The 20,621-nt window shown below is 66.9% G+C and carries 17 protein-coding genes; 11 read left to right on the top strand and 6 right to left on the bottom strand.

Annotation, left to right across the window (positions count from 1 at the left end; genetic code table 11):
- Positions 1–17: 17 nt before the first annotated feature.
- Entirely contained in the window at positions 18–365 is a 348-nt protein-coding gene (locus ACIBI5_RS40315; protein ID WP_397254883.1) for a tyrosine-type recombinase/integrase, read from the bottom strand.
- Positions 366–738: 373 nt separating this feature from the next.
- Between ACIBI5_RS40315 and ACIBI5_RS40310 the strand changes: the two genes are divergently transcribed.
- The gene (locus tag ACIBI5_RS40310) at positions 739–1,599 is read left to right on the top strand and encodes a helix-turn-helix domain-containing protein (protein WP_397254881.1); all 861 of its coding nucleotides are present in this window, start codon (positions 739–741) and stop codon (positions 1,597–1,599) included.
- A 56-nt stretch (positions 1,600–1,655) separates the two neighbouring features.
- Here ACIBI5_RS40310 and ACIBI5_RS40305 read toward each other — a convergent pair whose 3' ends face one another.
- Positions 1,656–1,850, bottom strand: a complete 195-nt coding sequence (locus ACIBI5_RS40305; RefSeq protein ID WP_397254879.1) for a DUF397 domain-containing protein — start codon at positions 1,848–1,850, stop codon at positions 1,656–1,658.
- A 164-nt stretch (positions 1,851–2,014) separates the two neighbouring features.
- On the opposite strand from ACIBI5_RS40305, the gene ACIBI5_RS40300 reads away from it, so the two are divergent.
- From ACIBI5_RS40300 to ACIBI5_RS40265, 8 genes are read left to right on the top strand one after another with little or no spacing between them, the layout of a single operon-like run.
- Entirely contained in the window at positions 2,015–2,908 is an 894-nt protein-coding gene (locus ACIBI5_RS40300; protein WP_397254877.1) for a BTAD domain-containing putative transcriptional regulator, read from the top strand.
- The gene (locus ACIBI5_RS40295) at positions 2,905–5,112 is read left to right on the top strand and encodes a hypothetical protein (protein ID WP_397254875.1); all 2,208 of its coding nucleotides are present in this window, start codon (positions 2,905–2,907) and stop codon (positions 5,110–5,112) included. The genes ACIBI5_RS40300 and ACIBI5_RS40295 overlap by 4 nt, the downstream gene beginning before the upstream one ends.
- 32 nt (positions 5,113–5,144) lie before the next feature.
- Positions 5,145–6,029 carry a hypothetical protein gene (locus ACIBI5_RS40290; protein WP_397254873.1) on the top strand — a complete coding sequence of 295 codons (885 nt, stop codon included), beginning with the start codon at positions 5,145–5,147 and terminating at the stop codon, positions 6,027–6,029.
- Complete coding sequence (locus tag ACIBI5_RS40285; RefSeq protein WP_397254871.1) at positions 6,026–7,267, top strand: OmpA family protein; 1,242 nt, start codon at positions 6,026–6,028, stop codon at positions 7,265–7,267. The genes ACIBI5_RS40290 and ACIBI5_RS40285 overlap by 4 nt, the downstream gene beginning before the upstream one ends.
- 3 nt (positions 7,268–7,270) lie before the next feature.
- A complete protein-coding gene (locus tag ACIBI5_RS40280) occupies positions 7,271–8,518 on the top strand; it encodes a hypothetical protein (protein ID WP_397254869.1) in 1,248 nt (415 codons plus the stop codon).
- Entirely contained in the window at positions 8,515–9,846 is a 1,332-nt protein-coding gene (locus ACIBI5_RS40275; protein WP_397254867.1) for an integrase core domain-containing protein, read from the top strand. The genes ACIBI5_RS40280 and ACIBI5_RS40275 overlap by 4 nt, the downstream gene beginning before the upstream one ends.
- Positions 9,843–10,337, top strand: a complete 495-nt coding sequence (locus ACIBI5_RS40270; RefSeq protein WP_397254865.1) for a hypothetical protein — start codon at positions 9,843–9,845, stop codon at positions 10,335–10,337. Before ACIBI5_RS40275 ends, ACIBI5_RS40270 begins: the two co-directional genes overlap by 4 nt.
- A 56-nt stretch (positions 10,338–10,393) precedes the next feature.
- Positions 10,394–10,681, top strand: a complete 288-nt coding sequence (locus ACIBI5_RS40265; protein ID WP_397254863.1) for a hypothetical protein — start codon at positions 10,394–10,396, stop codon at positions 10,679–10,681.
- 632 nt (positions 10,682–11,313) lie between these two features.
- Here the strand turns inward: ACIBI5_RS40265 and ACIBI5_RS40260 are convergent.
- The 3 genes from ACIBI5_RS40260 to ACIBI5_RS40250 are packed head-to-tail and all read right to left on the bottom strand — an operon-like array spanning position 11,314 to position 12,469.
- The gene (locus tag ACIBI5_RS40260; protein ID WP_397254861.1) at positions 11,314–11,454 is read right to left on the bottom strand and encodes a hypothetical protein; all 141 of its coding nucleotides are present in this window, start codon (positions 11,452–11,454) and stop codon (positions 11,314–11,316) included.
- A gap of 14 nt (positions 11,455–11,468) precedes the next feature.
- Positions 11,469–11,954 (bottom strand): hypothetical protein, encoded by a 486-nt coding sequence (locus ACIBI5_RS40255; protein WP_397254859.1) that lies wholly within the window; start codon positions 11,952–11,954, stop codon positions 11,469–11,471.
- Positions 11,924–12,469 carry a hypothetical protein gene (locus ACIBI5_RS40250; protein WP_397254857.1) on the bottom strand — a complete coding sequence of 182 codons (546 nt, stop codon included), beginning with the start codon at positions 12,467–12,469 and terminating at the stop codon, positions 11,924–11,926. Before ACIBI5_RS40250 ends, ACIBI5_RS40255 begins: the two co-directional genes overlap by 31 nt.
- 564 nt (positions 12,470–13,033) lie before the next feature.
- Between ACIBI5_RS40250 and ACIBI5_RS40245 the strand changes: the two genes are divergently transcribed.
- Together ACIBI5_RS40245 and ACIBI5_RS40240 are read left to right on the top strand one after the other, a co-directional pair.
- Positions 13,034–13,402 carry a hypothetical protein gene (locus ACIBI5_RS40245; RefSeq protein WP_397254855.1) on the top strand — a complete coding sequence of 123 codons (369 nt, stop codon included), beginning with the start codon at positions 13,034–13,036 and terminating at the stop codon, positions 13,400–13,402.
- A 684-nt stretch (positions 13,403–14,086) separates the two neighbouring features.
- The gene (locus ACIBI5_RS40240; RefSeq protein WP_397254853.1) at positions 14,087–15,613 is read left to right on the top strand and encodes a hypothetical protein; all 1,527 of its coding nucleotides are present in this window, start codon (positions 14,087–14,089) and stop codon (positions 15,611–15,613) included.
- Between the two features lie 311 nt (positions 15,614–15,924).
- Here the strand turns inward: ACIBI5_RS40240 and ACIBI5_RS40235 are convergent, their stop codons facing one another.
- On the bottom strand, positions 15,925–20,565 hold the full coding sequence (locus ACIBI5_RS40235) for a sacsin N-terminal ATP-binding-like domain-containing protein (protein WP_397254851.1): 4,641 nt from the start codon (positions 20,563–20,565) through the stop codon (positions 15,925–15,927).
- Positions 20,566–20,621 lie beyond the last annotated feature (56 nt).

The following is a 20,621-nucleotide window of genomic DNA, read 5'->3' as shown; positions in this document are numbered from 1 at the left end:
TATGAGGCAAAGCTGAGTCAAACGCTGAGCTCCCGCCCGAGCACGGACGCGGCGGACAGCACCAGCCGGGCCGTCTCCCGGGCGGCTTCGTGAGCCACCACCGGCAACACCGAGACGTAGGTGTCGGCGGTCAGCACGATGCTGGCATGCCCCAGCATCGCCTGCACCACCTTCAGATCCGTGTGCGCGGCCAGCGCTAGTGTCGCGGCGCCGTATCTTAGGTCGTGCAGCCGGATCGGCGGCAGCCCGGAGGCCCCCTCCTTCCCCTCCAGGCGATGTACCTGCATCGCGAAATACCAACTGCCGTGATCGCCATCCACCGGCAGGCGCGGACACTGCACGCCCCGCTGACGGGCCTTCGCCATCTGCCCCATCTTCACACCCACGGTGTGCGGCGGAAGGAGCAGCAGCCAGTAGAGGGGGCATGACCTGGGCGGATGTGGTTATCGGAAGGCGCAGTGCTCGTCCAGCCCTGGGAGGTCGGCGAGTGGATCGCCTAGCGGCTTCAACATCTGGTATTTGACCCATACCAGATATGCATAATTCATGACAATGCATGGTTGCTGCCGCTAGCGTGGGCAATGCCCGATTGCAGGCGCGCGTGCAACCTCGACTGCCCAAGGCGTTCCCTCGGTGCGGCCAGCGATTTTGCAATATGGATCTCCACTTCGGCTATGGCGGCGCGTGTCGGTTGGGTGAATCATGATAAATCGTCTGAATCAGAACGGTGGGTAGGGGGTGTTCTTGCGTACGAAGCGGCAACGGCTCGCCACGGAACTTCGCAGTCTGCGTGACCAGGCTGGCGTGAGTGGGCGTGAACTGGCACAACGCATCGGCATCAGCCAGTCCAAGGTCTCCCGTATCGAGTCGGGGGCGGCTATCCCCACCGCGTCCGAGGTCGCGGCGTGGGTGGGTGCCTTGAACGTCTCCGAGGAGACCAGGGAGCTGCTGGCGGCCCTGTCCGAGGCCGCGTTCACCGAGGTGCACACCTGGCAGTCGGCACTGCGGGGCCGGGCCCACCTGCAGGACGACATACAGGAGCTGGAAAGCCTGGCCCGCACGATCCGCACGTTCCAGCCCTCGGTGGTGCCCGGCCTGCTGCAGACCGCCGCGTACGCCCAGCAGGTGTTGGCCATGTTCCACCGTTCACATGGGGGAGGCGACACCTCGCTCTCGCTCATGGGCCGTATGGACCGCCAGCTCGTGCTGTTCGAGGAGGACAGGACGTTCGAGTTCCTCGTCACGGAGGCGGCGCTGCGCTGGCGGCCCGGCCCTCCGAGGCTGCTCATGGCCCAGCTCGACCGGATCTTCTCGCTCAGCACGCTGGAGAACGTCTCCATCGGTGTCATCCCGTTGGCGGTGGAGGCGGTGGCCAACTCCACGCACGCCTTCGTGGTGTTCGAGGTCCCGGACGATGAGGACGGTAGCGAGACGGTCGTCACCGTCGAGACCGTCCACGCGAACCTGACCGTCCAAGACGCCGACAGCGTCGCTCTCTACCTGACGCGTTGGTCGCTCCTGCGGCAGATGGCGATCTTCGAGGATGACGCTCGTGCGTTCCTCGCGGAGCTCTCGGCCGAGATGAAGGCCGGCCCGTGACGCGGGGGCATGCGGGAGCGCCGCGGGCCACGGGCCACGGCGCTCCCGGTTCCCGGTCAGATGGTGTCGAACCAGCCGAGCTTCACGCCCGTCACGAAGGCGGTCCACTCGTCCCGGGTGGCCAGCAATACCGGCCCTTCCGGGTTGGTGGAGATGCGGACCTGGACGTACTCGGCCGCCTTGACCTGGATGCAGTTGCCGCCCTCGCAGGCGCTCGTGAACCCGTCTTTGCCGTTCGTGAGCTCGCTCATCGGAGCTTCCTTTCCGTGAATTGCCTGGCGGGATTTCCGCTGTTACGAACGATTATTTAGGGCTGAACTCCCGTTGATCTTTTGGGTGCTGTGCGTTCTGCTTCTTTCTGTCTCCCGTTATCGGGAATTCCGAATGCCGTATAAAAGGTAAACGAAAGGTGTCTGTGACTACGTACGAGTTGCTGCAGCGGATCGGCGCGCGCACCGAGGGCGAGGTGATCGACATTAAGCGTCCGCAACTGGTTCGGCTGCTGGCCGTGCTGCTCCTGGCGAAGGGCAAGCCCGTCTCTGAAATGAGGCTCACCGAGCGGATCTTCGACGACGCCAGGCCCGGTGAGGTGCGCACGCAGAACATCCAGACCCTCGTGAGCTTGCTGCGTGCGGTCCTGTCCGACCCGTTGGACAAGGTCGCGGCCGGCTATCTGCTGAAGGTGAACCCAGAGAGGGTGGACGCACTCAGGTTTGAGGAGCGGGTGACGCGCGCCCGGGAACTGCTCGGCACTGACCACACTGAGGCCGCCCGGCTTTTTCGTGTGGCGCTGCAGGAATGGGGGCCCCGCGTCGAGGAACTGTGCGGTCCTGAGCCGCTGCCGGGGCTAAAAGGTGACTGGGCCGAACACGAACGCAACACGCTGCGCAGCCAATACCGCGAGGCGCTGCTCCAGTGCCTCGAAATCGAGCTCGAGAGCGGGCGGCACGAGCGGCTTATTCCGGAGCTGGTCCGGCTTTCCAACGCCGATGAAACGGGGCGGGACCACCAGGAACTGGCTCGTCTGCTCATGCTCGCCTACGCCCGGGCGGGCCGGGTACCCGAGGCGCTCAGCGTTTACCGGCGTATCGCAGAAAGGAAACAGGAAATGGGACTCGACGTCGATCCGCGGCTTACGCAGCTGTACCGATACCTCATAAACGAAGAGAAAGCTACCGACCTTTCCCCGAAGAACGCAGAATCCGCGAAATCCGGGCCTGTCTTCGGCGACACGATCCAGAACGGCGATCACGGCAGGATTTACCAGGCCGGCAGCATGGTCTTCCACGAGGGCCGGGAGGACAGGTGAGCGACGAAGAGCCTCCTCCAGAGACCACCGGCGAGCCAGAGGATCCCGGCGAGCCGGAGCCCGACGAGCCGGAGCCCAAGCCTGAGATCGGCGCCGCCGACCCCGAGGAGCCCGCCTCCCGGTTACAGGATGCTGATCCCGACGAGGAGCAGGAACGGGACAACGGCGAGCAGCAGGCGTTCGACATGCGCGTCGCCAACCTGCGGGGCGAGATGTTCGGCGACACCCATCAGCACGGCGAGCACGGCAAGATCTACCAGGCACAATCCATCGTCTTCGCCAGCGGAGGCGCGTCGCCGCGGCCCCGCGTCGGCCCGCTGCCCGCCCGGACCTTGCGGGCCCTGCGCCGCACCTACGCGCGATCTCCGTCCTGTACGTCGCTGCTCGACGGGTTCGGCTCGGCCCCGGTACAGGCGCTGATCGGCTCACGCGGCACGGGCCGCACCACGACTGCCCTGTACGCAGTGATGGAGCACCTGGCGCCTGCCAGTTCGGCCGTCCACGAAGACCCAACCGAGCTCACGGACCGGGTCCACATGATCGAGGCCGAGTCCGGGTTGGAGGGCTTCCACGGCGACGCCGCCCCCAAGAACAGCGGTCTCGTGCTCGTCCTGGGCAGTGGGGAGTCCGCACCCGGCGCTGGCTGGCTGGGGGAGGTCGGCAGGAGCCTGAAGGAGCGTGGCAGCGTCCTCGTCGTCGTGGCCGACACGCAGCCGGCTGGCTCCACGGTCGTCACCACCGAGAACGTCGTCACCTACGAACCTCCACCGAACGAACGGGTGCTGGCCCGCTACCTACAGGCCGACCTGGGCGAAGATGAGGTTGATCGGCTGATGGCCCTGCCCGTCGTACGGACTGAGCTCGCCAGGTGCCACTCGCCCCGCGAGACTGCCACGTACGCCCTGGAGCTGATCGCCGGTGTACACGAGGGTCGCACCCCCGAGGACGTCGTCCAGAACCGCGACCCCACCGAGGCCATCGCCGAGGCACGCAAGGAGCTGGCCTCCGAGCGGCGCACGTTCCTGATCGCCTGCGCGGTCCTCGACGGGCTCGACGCCGGCACGGTTGTGCCGGAAAGCGAGCGGCTGGCGAAGCTCCAGGGTGTGTCCCTGACCAAGGACATTCCCATCAGCGACTGGTCTGCCTGTGCGGACATCCGCTCCGCCGGTGGCGGCGACGGGAACACCGTGCACCTTGTGCATCCGCGCCTTGCCTCCAAGATCTTGGAGGTGGCCTGGCAGGAACAGGTCGGGCTGCGCGGCGCGCTGCTGCCCTGGCTGAAGGACCTCGCCGTCCACCAGGACATGCGGGTACGCGTCAAGGCCGCGCAGGCCATGGCCAGGCTCGCCACGTACGACTTCAAGGTGATCCGGCGCGAGGTGCTGCGCGTCTGGGCCGCCGACGGGGGATACCGCACCCGGCAGGCCGTGGCCTGGACGCTGGAGGCGCTGGCCCTCGCGGAGGATGGTCGGTTCGCTGGCCGCGTCAGAGGGCTGGTCAGCGATTGGGTCCGCAGCCGCGACGTATGCCTGCAGGCGGCCGGGGTGGCGGCGTACGGGACCTTTCTCGGCGCAGAGTACCCCGACTCGGCGCTCAAGGCTATGCGCAGGATCGCCGGCGGCCGCCTCCAGCGCCTGGACAGGCGGCGCGGCGGCGTGGAAAGGGCCGAGCGCGAGCTCTCCACGATTGTGGAGAAGGCCATCCTCGACGTGTTCCTGGCCGGGGCGTACGAGAAAGTGGTCGGTGAGCTGGCTGACTGGACGCGGCTGCCGTTCTGGCGCTGGCGGCGCTGCGCCGCGACCTGCCTGGTCCGGCTCAGCAAGCAGGACGGCGGGCTGCCCGGCTGGCCGATGCTCATGGAGCTGGCCGACGGGCAGGCCAGGTTCCGCGCCGACGTCGCGCAGCTCTGGCGCAACGCGCTGAACGAGGAGCACCGCTCCGTGAACGCCTGGCCCCATCTCAGGCGCCTGATCAACCTCGCCGAGACGGCCGACCGCCGTTGGCCCGCCGCCGGCGACCCGGACGACTGGTCGGACGAGGCGCTTCGGTTCCACGCACTGGTCAGGCGACTACTGACCGACATCGCCGCCGGCAGCGGACCCGCCGACGCCAAGCGAGTGCGGACGCTCCGCTTTCACGTCACGTTCTGGGAGTTCCAGGACGGGCGCCAGCTGACGGTCATCCCCGACTCCCTGCGCAACTGACTCCCTTTTCCCTGAAAGGACGTGTATTTCGAATGCACGCAGATGCCTCCAGGCCGCGTGGCGGTCTCCGGCAGTGGCTGTCGGGCGTGTGGGCCGCGCTCCGCAACCGGCGGCATGTGCCGCCGGAGGTGACGACGCCGCCACCCGTGCTCGACGCCAGAATCACGATCAACCACACGAAGGTGATCACGTTCGGTACGCCCGCACGCGGTGACTCCTACGACTTCCTCGTCACCGCGGAGCTGTGCTGGTGCGCGACCGGCGCCCGTTCCCAGGACGAGCTGCTGCAGAAGATTAAGGACAGGAGCGCCGAGATCGACGCAGAGATCAAAGCCGCGGCCAGGCCCGTCGCCCGCCGGTTCGTCCCGTACCGGCCCGGCGACGCCGAGCAGGCCGTCGGGGCCGCCATGCGCGGCGCCGTTGAGGCCGCGCTCGCCGCCGTGCCCGACCCGGACGGGGTGGTGCTCAACTGCACCCCGCGCGTACGGGTCGACATGCACGACGACATCAAGACCTTGCAGCGCAAGTACGTGGCAGAGCAGGTCGAGGTCGAAGCCCGGCACGATCGGAGCACTCTCGAAGCCGAACGGCTCGGCGAGTTGCGCGTCGTATGGCGGGACTTCATCGCCGACGGGCTGCCCGACTGGAAGACGCCGTACGCCGTCAGCATGGCGCTGCAGCCCGAACTGTCGGCCAAGTTGCTGTTCGCGCTGCGCAAGGACCGCAGGGAGGAGGCCCAGGGGCTGGTCGAGACGGTGGCTCAGGTCGCCACCGGGCACGAGCGGCTCGATCTGCTCGAGTTCGCGGTGGCCAGCGATTCGGCACTGCGCAAGACGTACGAGCTGCTCGGGCTGCAGCTGCCCGACGCCGGCCCCGACTCCCTTTTCTCCTCACCAGGGGATGGCGCCGCGCCATGAGGGTTCGCATCTTCTCTGCGCTCGTCCTGACACTCGCGCTCGCCGGCTGCTCGGCACTGCTCGGGGACGCGGGCGCATCGTCGCCCGTGCCGTCCGAGGCGGCGCCGGATGCGGGCCGCTGCGCCGAGCTGCTGACCGAGCTTGCGACCCCCGCCGACGTGCCCGGCGTCACGTTGCTGATGGCCGACCGCTCGGCGTCCACGGTGGGCGCACGCGGGCGCGAGCGGCAGGACTGGGCCAAGCTGCTCGTGGAGCGTGTGCCGACCACCACCAGGACGTTGCTGCGCTCGGCGGTCTTCGGCGGCGACGTACGCTGGCAGGCGGGCAAGCTCACGCCGGGGCCTAGCTCGAACGAGCACCAGAACCGCTACGCCGCCGAGGACATGGCCGTTTGCCTGCGCAGGGACCTGGACAAGGCCCTTGAGCAGAGCCCCGGGGCGGTCGGGAGCGACGTCCTGCGCGCACTCGCCGAGGCGGGCGAGGAACTGGGCGAAATCAAAGGCAGCAAGCGTATCGTCATTGCGACCGACGGGCTGAGCAATATGGGCTGCGCCGATCTGCGGGCCGCGCCCATCGGTGACGACAAGGCGATCGACGACGTCGTACGGGCCTGCCGCCACGAGATTCCCGCCCTGGACAAGAGCGTGCAGGTGGAGCTGCTGGGCCTGGGCCAGCCCGCGCAGGGCCAGCCCGACGTACGGCCCTCGCAGCAGAAGTGGCTGCGGACTCTGTGGTGGCGGCTCTGCGCGGCGACCGGCGCGACCTGCCTGCGGCCCAGCTCCAAGACGCCCGAGAGCTTGTCCCTGTCCCGCGCGGCCGGGACCAGGCCCGACCCCGCCGTCGAGATGCCCGCCATCAAGGTGGAGCGGGGCGATCCGACGGTCATCACGGTTCCCGAGTCGGTCTTGTTCGATACGGACTCCTACCGGCTCGCGCCCCGGGCGCAGGAGGCCATTGCCGACGTCATGAAGTATGTCGAGCAGATCGACCACACCCGCATCGAGGTACGCGGCCACACCGACGCAGAGGGGACCCCCGAGCACAACCAGAAACTCTCCGACCGCCGGGCCGCGAGCGTGGTCGCCGCGCTGCGGGCCAAGGGCGCGACCAGGCTCGAAGCCCGGGGCTTCGGCGAACGCCGGCCGCGCTGCAGGCCGCAGTACCGCGACGGAGTCGCCGACCGGGTCGCCATGGCCTGCAACCGGCGGGTAGAGGTCGTAATCTACGGAGGATCGTGAGTAATGAGTCATCCCTTTCCCTCGTCGTGTTCGCCGGGCTGTTCCTGCGGGCTGCGGGACCTGGTCACTGCCGCCCACGAGGCGGAGGAACGCCGGCCCACCGAGATCGACAACGCCGAGATGCGGGCGCTGCTCGCTTCCGTGCAAAGCGGATACGAGACGATCCGCGGTGACGTACGCCTGGCGCAGCGGCGTCACACTGTGCAGACCACCCATGCGCGGGCTCGTCGGCAGCTCAATGCCATGGAGACGTGGCTGGCAGCGGGCACGGTCCGCGCTGCGGCCGCCAGCTTCGCCCGCGCCGCCGCGCGTGCGGCGCAGGGCTCGCGCCGACCGCGCTGGCTGAGGGTCATCCGCTGGCCCGTGGTGATCACGGTCGGGACGTTCGACGCCTGGTACTTCATGCAGGTCTTCCGCTTCCTGACCGCCACGCTGGGCGACGCGGTGGGTGGGGGACAGCTCGGCCTGTGGGAGCGGATCGTGCCGATGGTGCCCGGCGTGGTGATCGCGGTCGCGCTGGCGGTGAGCGGCTCGCTGCTGCTCATCCCGCTGCGTGCCTGGCGCGAGGCGACCCTCCGTCCCGGAGGCCGGGTCGTGCGGCTGTTGTGGTGGTGTCTGCCCGTCGTGTTCGTGGGGATGCTGCTGACGGTGGTCGCGGTCTGGGCCGGGCTGCGCTCCGCGTACCCCGTGCCGCCACGGCAGGGATATCCGCTGTTCTCGGTCATGCTCCTGATCACGATGTTGTCGCTCGGCGCCATCGTGACCAAGGTCATGGCCGACGATCCGGAGGCTGACGCCCTCGGCGCGGCGCGGCGGCGGCTGTTCTGGCAGCGGGTGGCCTATCAGCGGCAGGCTCGCCGGGCGGAGGTCATGATCGCCCGTTACGAGTCCGCGTGGAGTGACCTGCGTACGCTGCGGGATGAGCTGGTCGGGTTGCTGCGGCTCAAGGCGGTCTCGGCGTGGGAGGCGTTCATTCTGCGTACCCGTGCGCTGCACCGGCGTGCGGGTAACGTGACCGCGCTGCCGGTAGCGCCGCCCGTCGGGCCCGAGCCGTCGATGGAGGGCATGGTGCTGCCCGAGTTCGAGGAGGTACGCCAGCCGCGCCCCGAGCTCGGCCCGCTGCACGAGATCTGCCGACTCATCGAGGAGCAGGATCCGGACGAGCTGCTGGAGCACCTGGACGAGCTGGCCGAGGAGTATCGGAACCAGTTGGCGGGTCCTCGGCACGAGGTGCTGACCGCGACGTCATGATCGGCAGGCTGCCCGGGACCATTGTGTGGTGGGGAGCGATGGTCCCGGGCCTTCCGTGCTCGGTAAGGACACGGCAGATCGGCTCGACACCGAACACGTCGGCGTGCTGGTCGATGAAGGTCACGAGTGCGTGTGTGGCCGGTCGAGCTCGGCGAAGGAGAGTCGGCGGCGGGAGTCTCACCCTGTGGGTGCCGACTATTCTGTCACAGGGTTTGATCTGGGGTTTTGCTGTGCTCGATGGCTCAGCTCCGGCAGGATCGCAGGATGGCTCTGCGGCTGCTGTACTTGATCGTCTTACGCGTATTCGGCTGGATCGCGCTGCTCGCCCGATCGCAGGCGTCCAAAGATGCAGAGATCTTAGTGTTGCGGCATCAGCTGGCTGTGCTTCGCCGCCAGGTCGCCGTTCCCCGGCCGTCGTGGGCGGACCGGGCGATCCTTTCCGCGCTGGCGCGGCTTCTTCCTCGATGCCGCCGATGTCATCTGTTCGTCACACCGCGGACGCTCCTGCGTTGGCACGCCGACCTGGTGAAGCGACGTTGGACCTACCCAGGCATGGGCCGGGACGGCCAGCGGTCCGGCCTACTCTTCGCGCCCTGGTGCTGCGCCTGGCCGCCGAAAATCCGGATTGGGGTTACCAGCGCATCGCCGGGCAGATCGCCGGCCTGGGCCGGAAGGTGTCCCCGGCCACCGTGTGGGCGATCTTGAAGAGGTCCGGCTTCGATCCAGCGCCCCGGCGCAGCGGTCCGACCTGGGCGCAGTTCCTCAAGACTCAGGCGTCCGGGATCTTGGCCTGTGACTTCTTCAGCGTGGAGACGGTCATGCTCGCGCGGCTGAACTGCTTCGCTGTGGTCGAGCATGCCACGCGGCGGGTCCACGTGCTGGGGGTCACGGCGAACCCAACCGCCGACTGGGTCGCCCAGCAAGCCCGCAACCTGATGCTCGGCCTGGGCGATCGGATCGGTGACTTCCGGTTCTTGATCAGAGACCGGGACAAGAAGTTCACCGCTCTGTTCGATGAGGTGTTCACGACCGCGGGTATCCGCGTGGTGTTCACCGGGCCCCAGGCTCCTCGGATGAATGCGATCATGGAGCGGTGGGTGGGCAGCGTACGTCGCGAGCTACTCGATCGGATCCTCATCATGAACGAACGCCACCTGCGCAAGGTCCTCGCCGAGTATGAGACCTACTTCAATCGGTATCGTCCGCACCGGGCCCTGAAGCAGGCCAGTCAGCTGTGGGCGCTACCCGATCCGGTCGACGCCCACATCAAGGTATCCCGACGAGACCGGCTCGGCGGTCTCCTACACGAATACGCCCAGGTTGCATGAGGCGACACAATATTCGGCACCCACACGCAGCGGCGTACTTTAGAATCCCCAACCATCTTCTTGGCGGCATAGCCTATAACGAAGTTGGCGGAGACCCGGTCTTCTTCGACGACGCCGGATTCATCAAAGAATTCATGAAAGGAGGCATGACCCGAGCCCTGAAGGCATCGTTTGGCCCCGTCCAGATGCAGCTTCGCGTGGCGGCTTACATGCTTGGGTACACCAAGGTCACCACAGATCTGGCACAGCAGATTATAACGCTCCTGCAAAACCCAGCGGCCAACCTGTTCATCGTCGCAAAGTACATCTCCGACGTCCATCAGAGCCCGAGGCGTTGGGGCGACGTGGAAGAAAAGTTCATCGCTGCGCACTACAATGGAGGGCCGAAGGGCTGGGTTTCAGATGACGCCCAGAGATACGCGAGAGACTATATGAAATACCGCCCTTGGGTTAAGTCAGTCCTAGGGCCTGGAGGGGCGGTGGCCAACTAGTGCCTCTGAGCAGGACCCGAAAGCGGCCGCCACTCGATCGCCCCAGAGATCCTCGGGTGGCTCTCCTTGTGTGGCGGTTCGCGTGGCTGCTCTCGTTTATTTTCAGCGCACTGATCGCGCTGCCGGCGTTCCTCTTCGGCATTTACGACATTAGTGGGAACGGCGAGGACACATATGGAATCGATCACGATGTCGTCAATGGCATGCAGCTTTTCTTGTTCGTTTCCTATATTCCCGCAATAGCGGCTGCCTTTCTGCCGGTGAAGTCCTGGATGCTGAGGTTCTTGGCCTGTGTCATGGTTGTGATCGTGACCATCCGACTCGTCGGGCTGCTGAGTCTGTAGAGGGGGCCCACTTTGCGGGCATAGCCAAGGCTGCGCGGCTGGCGGCAGGGTGCCGCCGCCGCTGCTGGACGAGCGGGCGGCCCGCATCGATGGTGGAGGCGGGGTGGCCGACGTGGGATGAGCTGTCCGCCCGGCGCAGCGTCCGGCCGCGCTCACGCCGGCGCGGCTGTGCCCGTCACGTCCCTGGGACAGCGACGCGTCGACGTCGACCAGCGGGCCCAACAGCGGGCCCACGTCGGCCGCGGGTGCGGGCGAGCCGTGACCGACCTGGACGCTGGCGAGCTGGCGCACACGCGGGCGATGGTGGTCGAGCTGGGCGAGCGCGCGGCCCGGCTCGGGGCTGCGGTCGCGCAGCTGCAGGCGGCCTGGCTCGGAACGGACCGGAGGGCCGGGAGGGGCTTCGGCGGGTCATACGGTCGGGCGGTCCGCCATCATGAAGGGACGGTGCGGCTACCAGCGCAGGAACTGACACCTCCCTCACTCCCTCCCCAAGGTGCCCGCCTGCCACAAGGACATCCCCCCGATCGACGGTCGCAGGTTCGAATCCTGCAGGGCGCGCCACTCCACCCGCGGAAACTCCAGCCGCGCCCGCGCGCTGGGACGGCATGGGGCAGATATGAGGCAAAGCTGAGTCACACGCTGAGCTCCCGCCTGAGCTTCGACGCTGCTCTCAGCACCAGCCCCGCCGTTTCCTGGGCAGCTTTGTGGGCGACCTCCGGCAGCACCGAGACGTAGGTGTCGGCGGTGAGCACGATGCTGGCGTGCCCGAGCATGGCCTGCACCACTTTCAGATCGGTGTGCGGCCAGCGCTAGGGTGGCGGCGCCGTGTCGCAGGTCGTGCAGCCGGACCGGCGGTTGTCCAGAGGCGGCCACCAGCCGGCGGAACCGGCCGGTGAGGTAGTCCGGCCGCAGCGGCGCACCCTCCGCGGTACACGTATCCCGAGTCCCGCCAGCGGGTGCCCGCTGCCGAGCTCAGCTCCTCTTGGCGGTCGCGGTGCCGAGTCAGCACCCGTACGGTCTCCGTGTCCAGGGCCACCACCCGGCAACTGGCGGCACTCTTCGGTGGCCCGACCACGACCTGGCCGTCGGCGTGCACCCGCTGCTGCGCCACCGCCAGCTCCGCGGCCTGCAGGTCGACATCCGTCCAGCGCAGCCCGGCCAGCTCACCGCGGCGCAGTCCGCGCAGCGCCGCCAGCCACCAAGCGGCGTACAGGCGGTCCTGCCCGACGTCGGCCAGGAAGGTCACGAGCTGCTGTTCGGTCCACACCGCCACCCCGGACGCTCTCCCGCCTGTTGCCAGCGGGCCGTCCGCCCGGCGGTCCAGACGACCGGATGCGGCCACCGCGGATGGGGCAGTTCGGCGCCGTTCGCCGGGTTGAGGGGGATCAGCCGGACACGGACCGCCGCGTTCAGCGCGGTCCGCAAGGTGGCGTGGATCCGCACCACGGTAGCGGGCGACAACCGGCGGCCGGTCGGCGAGGGACGGGACGCCAACGCTGCCAGCAGCGCGTTGATGTCGCGAGAGGTGAGCTGGTGGAGCAGGATCCGTCCCAACCGCGGGATGAGATAGAGGCGGATGTGTGTGGCGTAGCCCTGCCGGGTTGACGGCCGCAGGGCGTCCTTGGTGGCCAGCCAGCGTGCCAGCCACTCACCGACGGTGCATCCGGCTCCCGCGCCGTCGCGGTCGGCAGCGGCCAGGGCGCGGCCTGCCGCCTGCGCTTCCTCGGGATCGGCGTAACCACCCTGGCGGACGCGCTGCCGCCGCCCGTCCAAGCTGCGTACCTGCACCGTGAAATACCAGCTGCCATGATCGTCGTCCGCTGGCAGACGCGGACATGTCATGCCTCGCTGACGTCCCGTTGCCGCATCCACACAGCCGCATCGCCTGCTGACCTGCACACGAGTCTTCGGCATCTGTCCCACCTCCACTCTTCACGGTGTGCGACGACAGACGCGCCAGCTAGGGCTCGCACTCGATCAGGGGTGTCCCCAGGTCAAGTGTCCGGAGAACGGGGGAAGCTCACGCGCTGGTCGGCACGCCCGGGAGGGGCAAGACCAACACCTTGCGACGGTTGGTTATGACGGTCGCAGGCGCAGTCCTGATCGCGCAGGGAAACCCCAGCTCACAGTGCGAAACCGTGTTTTCGAGCGGGACAGGCTGGAGTTCGCGCCGCCACGCGAAACCCTCACATGGTCGTGACCTGGGCGGATGTGACTATCGGCAGGCGCATCTCTAATGATCATGAAAACTGGGCGAACACAGTTGAGCCACATACGAGACACACCCGCATCGCTTGGGATGCAATATCGCCATCAACCTGCTCATCCCATGATCTCTCAAGGACCGCCCTCATGCCCTCCTGGCTCGGCCCTCTCGACGTCGCTGACAAGGTCGCGTCCGTCCTCAGCCTGCTCGTCGCGATGATCGCACTCATCGTCAGCATCCACTTCGCGCGCAAGGCCACTGGAACGCGCGCCCTCAGTGTGCCCCGGCAGCGAAACCGGCATCGGCCGCGAGTCGGCAGCGCGGGCAAGAGCAGCGCGAGATCTCTCTGGAATGGACTGCGCCAGATACGACGTCCGGTGAGAGAACCCTCGCCCCTTGAAAATGACGAACGCGACTACAGCACCATCCGCCCCATCCCGGCAGAAATACTCGTGAGCTTCGGAATACAACCGAAACCATCACCGCCTCGACCTGCCGAAAGCACCATCGAGTAGCAAACCGCCGCCATTACGGCCATTGGCGCCGCCCTCAGCTTCATGGGCAGCAGTTCGTTCCTCGCCGCCGATCTCCGCGTCTCAGACGAGACTGCGCCCGCCGAAATTCCTTCCGCGCAGGTCAAGTGGCATGTGGGTACTCGTGAAGGACGCGGCCGAGCCGGCCTCTTCGGCGTATGGTCAGGTCGGTGATTCGCTTGGATCGGTGTCCGAGCCCGGGGCGGGACCCAGCGGAGCGGTTGGGGCTCGGTGCTGGTTGTAGGTGCAAGTGTTCGTATTCACGCAGGGCGTGCCGCAGGGCCACTATCAGGGACTTTTCCATGATCTCCAGCGCGGCCTTGGTCTTGGCCAGCTCGTGTTCGGCCTTCTCCGCCCGCGCCCGCAGCTGCTCGTTCTCCTTCTCGGCTTCGCTCTTGGCCGTCTTCGGGCCGGACGGCTTGGCCGCCAGCGCGTTCAGTGCGCCTGCGTCGGCAGGCCTTGCGCCATTCGATGATGTGGGAGTGATACAGCCCCTCGCGTCGCAGCAGTGCCTCCTTGGCTCCCCGGCTCGGTCGCCGCATCGTAGGCCTCGACCATCACCAGCTTGTACTCCGGCGTGGGCCAAGCGAATGGATCTCACTGGGAACCGGACGGCAACCTCATACGCGGTGCCGGAAGCGATCCAACCGTGCCAGAGTGATCCACATGATCCCCGCACACATCCCCGACGAGCCACCGCTCACCTACGCCGACAGCTTCGACGTACCGGTCCTTTTCCGTAACGGACCTGCGAGGAAGCCCACGAGGCAGTGGCGGACGGCCAAGCACGAGCTGTGGGCGCGGTCGGGCGGGTTCCCGGCGACCGACGGCTGGTACGTCTCGACCACCACCTGGCGGGAGATCATCAAGGCCGCCGTTGAGGTTGGTCGCGACGTCACCCCGCACTTGCAGAATCAGCCGCGGTATGCGCACGGGGAACTCGTCGCCCGGGTTTCCCCGCTGTACGCCTATCTCGGCACACACCCCGTCAAGCCAAAGCACCCCGTACCAGGCACCAAGGGCCGGCGCCTGACCCTGAACCCGGTGTACGCGTACGGCACCGAGCGCAGCGCGAAGAACGCAGCCTCTTACCGGCTGGGTATGACGATGACCGACTGGGCCTGCCGCTCACTGCTGGGCCTCGGCCAGACCGAGCACCTCGAACTTGGCGGGCCGATCCCCGCTCTACGCAACACGTTCAGGGATCCGAAGGAGAAGCTACCCGACCTATGGGGGCAGCACCAGGCAGAGGGCCTGTACTGGTTGATCGAGGCCAAGGGGGGCGACGTGGGTCTCGGCACGCTCCGCAAGGGGTGGGCGCAGCTGGCCGCCGGCAGCAAGATCCTCGGCTCGTACGCCCACCGCACCGTCCTGGTCGGAGCGTGCGCGAGGCCCGGAGACGATCTCTTCCTCACCATCGACCACGACCTGCACCCCGGGCAGCCGCCGCGCACCCCGGCCGGATTCGACATGGCCGACGAGTCAGCGGTCGGCCCGGGCAACCTCGAAGACCATCTCGGCGACAGCGACGACGCGCTCATCGGCGCGGCCCGCGCCCAAATGCTCACCTACCTGGCGCTGCGCTCCGCTCCCGCCTCGCAACTGCGCACCGTGCTCGTTCCCGCCGACCGCGCGTCCCGTCATCGGCGCTCCGGGCTGATCACGCCCCTGGAAGACGACGACCTCACCCGCGCCATGCGGGCCGATGCCCGCGGAGCAGCGCGCCACATCGAGCGGTACGCCCTGCGCGCCCGTATCCGTTCCATGGGCCTCGATGACTTCCTCACCTGCCGTATTCCCGGAACCGAGGTTCACCTCGGCATGTCCCGTAAGCTGTTCGCCGCCTGCGAGCGCCTCCACGAGGAAGACCTTGCCATCGCTCGGCGCACCCCGGGGCTGCGCGCCGAGGACCAGCCGACCGATATCCAGGAACTCAGCGACGACGCTCAGGAGGAACAGCGACTCACCCAGCGGCGGATCTTCCGCGCGCAGCAGGAGGAAGCCCGCCCCCAGCTACGCCCCCGGCTCCGCGACGCCTACGAGCGGGGAGCGACAAGCGATTGGAGTGATCTGCTGCGCCTTCCCCAGGAGCCAGAACTCGACCTGGAAGGCGACGAGGGGCTCCTCGAAGCGGCGACGCCGGAGACGTACCTGGCCGTCAGCCGCTACGGCCTGCCCCCAGCACGCGCCTAGCGATTAGGGCTCGCATTCGATCAGGGGTGACCTCAGGTCAGGTGTCCGGAGTACGGGGATGCTCCGGGGTGAGGCGGTCGGCGCTGCCGCGAGGAGTCCCGACCGGGCACACCAGGGGCTGTTGATGGGCGGGGCGAGTCCCTACGGCGGGGAGGCCCGGGGGCTGCGCGGTCGGCCGGTCCGTCATGATCCCGATCTCTGCAAGGAGCGCAACACGGTGAAACGGTGCGTCAATCGGATCAAAGGAATGGCGTGGGCTGGCTGGGTTAGACAATGTCGTTGACCGCTCCTATGGACGCTCACACTAGAGTTCAAGCGGATTCGTCCAGCTCCGAATCTCCTTCGGCGATGCGGGAGAGGGAGAGGATTTGTCCGTGACGGCGAACTCCGGTGAGCCGTACCCCCGCGAGGGCTTCAGCTCTCAGCATGCGCAGCGGGTCGGCGATGAGTCGAAATCGAGGTGCGCACTCCTGCCCGGTGTCCTCCAACCCGGAAACCACAACCAGGATGTACTTCTCCCGCTCCAAGATCGCCCGCTCAAACTCGTAATCGGTGAGCGTGACGGCGTCTGGTTCCGTCCCAGAAGCTGATTTGATCTCGTAGTAGACCTGGTCGGAGTCACGGGCGTCGGCTCCAACTCGTCGGGCAGCCCGTAGATCCTCAACGGTCAGCCCTTTGCCTTCCAGGTATGACTTGAGCAGGTTGAAGGCCACTGTCTCGGTCTCACCTGCGGTGTAGCTCGGCGGAACCGCTGTGTAGTTGGGAGCATGCCCGCCGAAGCCGCGGCCGGGGGTCACGAGCGAGCCATTTCCCTCATGGCGGTTGAACGTGGAGTGCGGTGCGGTAGCCGCTTGCTGCTCGGCAAGACCAATGGGCTGGAAGACGGCAGGGTCGATCAACCGACGTTCCGGTGTGTCGTCTGACGGCGTTGGTCGCGGAGGGGATGGGAATGCTGGCGTCTCTGGAACTATCTCCATGGTGTTCTCGGACGGCTCCTCAACCGGAGCAACGAGTTCGGGCTCTGTCTCGGGGACCGTTTGAGCCGCAGCGTGCTCGATGCGCTGCGCATGTTGCTCGGCGGCTCGCGACGCCTGTTCGAGCCGCCCGGGCTGGTCTGTCGTCGGCAGAAGTGTGAGCGCTCGAGATGTGTTGTCGTCCGTGACGTCCTGCCAGGCCCCGACCCACGTCGCGGCGATGTTGTAGCTGTCCGTGGAGAACAACGCGGCGATCGCGGCTCCGACCCCCTTGACGCGGGCGAGTTCGTGTTCGCCGCGCACATAGAGGATCGGGGATTCGCCGTTGAGGAACGCTGACACGGGCAGCGCCGGAGACATCTGCCCATCCGCCAGGCTAACCTGGACGGCCAGATCCGGGACGACATAGACCTCGACCGTCTCGAGCCATTCCCAGCTCACTTCCGGGGCAGGGGGTGGAGTAGCCCGGCGCGTCAGCTGGTCGCGGAGGTGCTTGACCGAGAGCCGAAAGAGCTGAGTCTCCGTCGGGGCACTCCACCCATCCCGCACGGAGGTCTCGACAACGACCATGTCGCTGGCGTCCCGCTCGTGCACGTGCGCCCGATGTTGCAGCTCTCGGAGCTGGTCGAGACCGATCCCAGGTTGCCAGGTAGGCACGTGCCGGCCCAGCTCTCGGGCGATCCCCTCGTGGGACACCGCGTAGACCGGGCGGCGGGTCGTCCAACCGCTGGTAGTCCGCAGCGGCAGCCTTCGTAGGCTCTTTGCCAGCTCAGGTGAGATCTGTGGGGTCTGGGCCAGGTCGTGCTCCAGTAGCCGTAGGCACTCCAGGTGAATTCGTTCGTTGCCTGGCGTGACAGGCTTCTTGGAGATGGTGCGGAGGATGCGGATAGCGTCGTGGATGGACGGCTGCTGGATCTTCAATGTCTCCCACAGCTCGTCGCATCCACTGGCCTCCAGGACACAGGGAAGCTGGTCGCCGAAGATCTGCGCTCCTCGGCGGACGACTGCGGGGCGCCGCCACCCATGCTGGGTGAGTACCAGCCCTTCAGAGACGCTGAGCGCGTTCCTAATGATTTTGACTATCTCTGGTTCGGTGGTTCGACCGTAGCCGAAGGACGAGTTGCTCGTCCTCTGCGCCACCGTGACCACCTCGGCCAGTGCCCGATAGACCAGCAGCGCCTGAGCGGCCGTCTCCTCGGACACGGGCCCCTGGCCCGTCCCGTTCTGCTCGCGCAGGGATTGCAACCGCTCGATCAGCTTGGGTGTTTCGGCCTTCCCTTGTATCCCCAGTTCAGCGGCGACCTCTGGACGTGGAAGCATGTTGACCTCGGGGTGGAGGTATTCCTCGCGTCCCTCGCCGAGAACCGCAACATTGCTCGGACTGCGCAGAGCGAGGTCCATCGGTCGACAGGGGACTTCTCGTAAGTTGTCGAGCCAGGCGATGGTGCGAGCCTCCCAGACCCAGAAAGCGGCGACAGCGCCGTCCCGCTGCCAGCCGTTATAGGCATGAGCGACGTCGACCTCCCACGGGCTCCGTCGGTTCCAAGGCTGCCTGAGAGCGCCTTCTTGGTTCCAGAGCTGGTTGAGAAGCCGCAGGGCCGCAGCAGCGCGACGGCGTCGTCGCTCACCATCTCGTTCGTTCGCGATGTCCAACAGCACACGCCGCAGATCTGGCGAGTGACGATCGCTGAGCGTGTAGAGAGTCAATCCAGGCTTAAGGTTGCGAATGGCCTCTGCTCTGATTTCGCTGGCTGGGCTGCCTGGGATGTATGCGTTTGCATAAGTTCGCGGGTCCTTGTATGAGGGACCTCTAGTGGAGGCCAGCGGCAGGAGCCGGGGTGCAGTTTCGGCGCCGAGACTGCGGAGGAACTGGGTGACGCTCATGCCTTGACGCGGCGTCTCCGACCGGAGGAGTTGCACGTAGCGTGCGTCGATCCAAGCCAACTCCGGTGTGGCAGCCGCGGCGGTGGAGAATGCGTTCCGGTCGTACGCACTGGGCAGATACGCCTTGTGGGGCGTGACAAACACCTCGCTGGTCGCCCCCTCCGCATCGTAGACTTGGGCGCGCAGGGCGATGGCGCGGCCAACGTCGGGGGCGAGTTTGTCCCAGTCCGCCGCGGACACGTTGGGAAGCGCGCTCCACAAGGCATGGAGTTGCTCATCCGTGACTTGTTGCGGTGCTCGCCCGGTCTGCGTGCCGAGGGCGGCTAGGCGGCGGACTGCCTCCACCGCGGTACCGGTGTCGATGACGGGGCTGACCTCGCGTAGCCAGGTCAGCACTTTCCTGGCGTCCTCGGAATCGGTGTTGAATGCCTCATGGAGCCGTACCGACCAGTCGAAGGCGTCGGCCAGCGGTGCCGGGCACAGCGTGAGAACCCTGCCGTCATGCGCGGACGGGGGGCGAAGCCGGTTACCGTCCGCATCGACGACACAGGGCAGCTTTAGAAGGTGATCTCCGAGTTTCGCGGTCAGGCCGAGCGCGGTCAGTGCGATCACGAACTCGACTGGTCGCGAGGTCTCTTGCAATAGTGGAAGCGCATCAGCGACTTCCACGTCGGGAGAGTATGCCCATTCGTCCTCAATGACGCTGCGCCAGCGACCGCTCGGGTCCCGCGCTTCCAAGGGGAGCATCGCTGTGCGGTCGGCCAGCGCGGCGATCTCAGCCGGGGTCAGGAGACCGGCCCGCTCCAGGGCACGGGATTCGAGGGCGCTCTCCAAAAGGGAAAGCCGCCCAGCTTCACGGGTGTCGAACGTGACCTTGCCTGGAAGGTCCTCGCGAGAGCGTACGAGCAGGTCCTCCTCGAGCGCATAAACTGCGGCTGCCGTGCTCCCTTCCTCTTCGTCCTTACGGGGAACAAGGGCCCACGCCGCAGCGGGAGCATCGTGGAATCGGTCGGCTACTGCGGCGACCCACATCTCGCCAATCATGGGAACCAGGGCGGCGTTCCAGCGTGTATCGGCCAGGTCTTGCCGGGCGCTCACCGGATCGAATGGGGCGCTGACCTTCACGGGGTGGCGGAAGGCGAGAAGAGGGAGCCCTGCGTAGAGCATCCCGGCTTCTTCGTGCCCGTCCGCGAGAGCAACTGTGATCGGGATGGTCTCCCCTTTGGCCTTGCCCTGCCGTTCAACGGCGGGCGACGGCGGGGCGCCGTGGTAAAGAATCCAAGTCCGTCCGTCGGGGGCCTGGGCGCGTTTGCGCTCCACCAGGCGTTCTTCACCCGACAGAGCCGCTTGGATCGGCGGGAGGGACTGCAACGCCAGCTCGAGGACCGCCACCTGCATGAATTCCTGATCCAGAACCACTATCCGAGAGACGCTCCGGAGGAAGAGCAGCGCCGAATGATCCCAGCGACGCACCCAGGCGAGGATCTCGTCACCGGTGGCGACATCATCGGGGAGCGGAATGTGGAAAAGAGTCCACCTGTCATCGCCCACCGCCTCGGGAAAGTCCTGGGGAGGAATCGCCGCGATGCTGAACCCGTCGAGGCAGGCATGATAGGGGCTGGAGTGCACCTCGCGTACGGAAGAAATGGCCTCCAAGGTCATCAGCCCGATGCCGAACTTGCCGGTCTGATCCGCGTTAGCTGTTTTGGTGCTGCGCCAGGGTGCGACCATCGCCAGCAGATCCGCAAGCCTGACCGGTAGCCCGTTGTGCGAGACGGTCAGACCGTCCGGCCCTCGGTAAATCCGGATTTCCGCAGCCTGGACATCATCGGCGTTCTGAATCATCTCCGAGAGGAACTGGAGCCGGTCGTTGGATAGGTTGGCAGCTCCTAACCGGCTGCGGTCAGCCATCTCGTGTGTGATGTTGTCTGCGTTCCGAATGTGCTCGCCCAGGAAGTCGACAGCCCAGGCGGCGGCCTCGCTGTCCTCCGGCAGATACCCTTCGCCGGCAGCGTCCAGATCGTAGACGGCACGTGCGGCCGTCTGGGCGCGGTGAAATTTCGAGTTCTGGTTAGGGTGCACGTGCCTTCCCACGGAGTTGAGGAGAAGAGGCTGGCGCCTACGACCCGATCGCAGGGTTGATGGTGACC

This window comes from Nonomuraea sp. NPDC050540, from assembly GCF_044457485.1.
Taxonomy (GTDB): Bacteria; Actinomycetota; Actinomycetes; order Streptosporangiales; family Streptosporangiaceae; genus Nonomuraea.
The sequence above is the reverse complement of the archived record's forward strand: the minus strand, read 5'-3'. Positions and strand labels throughout refer to the sequence as shown.

Coding starts and splice junctions, on each gene's coding strand:
- ACIBI5_RS40315 (WP_397254883.1), bottom strand. CDS start 365: ATGGCGAAGGCCCGTCAGCGGGGCGTGCAGTGTCCGCGCCTGCCGGTG.
- ACIBI5_RS40305 (WP_397254879.1), bottom strand. CDS start 1,850: ATGAGCGAGCTCACGAACGGCAAAGACGGGTTCACGAGCGCCTGCGAG.
- ACIBI5_RS40290 (WP_397254873.1), top strand. CDS start 5,145: ATGCACGCAGATGCCTCCAGGCCGCGTGGCGGTCTCCGGCAGTGGCTG.
- ACIBI5_RS40285 (WP_397254871.1), top strand. CDS start 6,026: ATGAGGGTTCGCATCTTCTCTGCGCTCGTCCTGACACTCGCGCTCGCC.
- ACIBI5_RS40280 (WP_397254869.1), top strand. CDS start 7,271: ATGAGTCATCCCTTTCCCTCGTCGTGTTCGCCGGGCTGTTCCTGCGGG.
- ACIBI5_RS40275 (WP_397254867.1), top strand. CDS start 8,515: ATGATCGGCAGGCTGCCCGGGACCATTGTGTGGTGGGGAGCGATGGTC.
- ACIBI5_RS40270 (WP_397254865.1), top strand. CDS start 9,843: ATGAGGCGACACAATATTCGGCACCCACACGCAGCGGCGTACTTTAGA.
- ACIBI5_RS40260 (WP_397254861.1), bottom strand. CDS start 11,454: ATGCTCGGGCACGCCAGCATCGTGCTCACCGCCGACACCTACGTCTCG.
- ACIBI5_RS40245 (WP_397254855.1), top strand. CDS start 13,034: ATGCCCTCCTGGCTCGGCCCTCTCGACGTCGCTGACAAGGTCGCGTCC.
- ACIBI5_RS40240 (WP_397254853.1), top strand. CDS start 14,087: ATGATCCCCGCACACATCCCCGACGAGCCACCGCTCACCTACGCCGAC.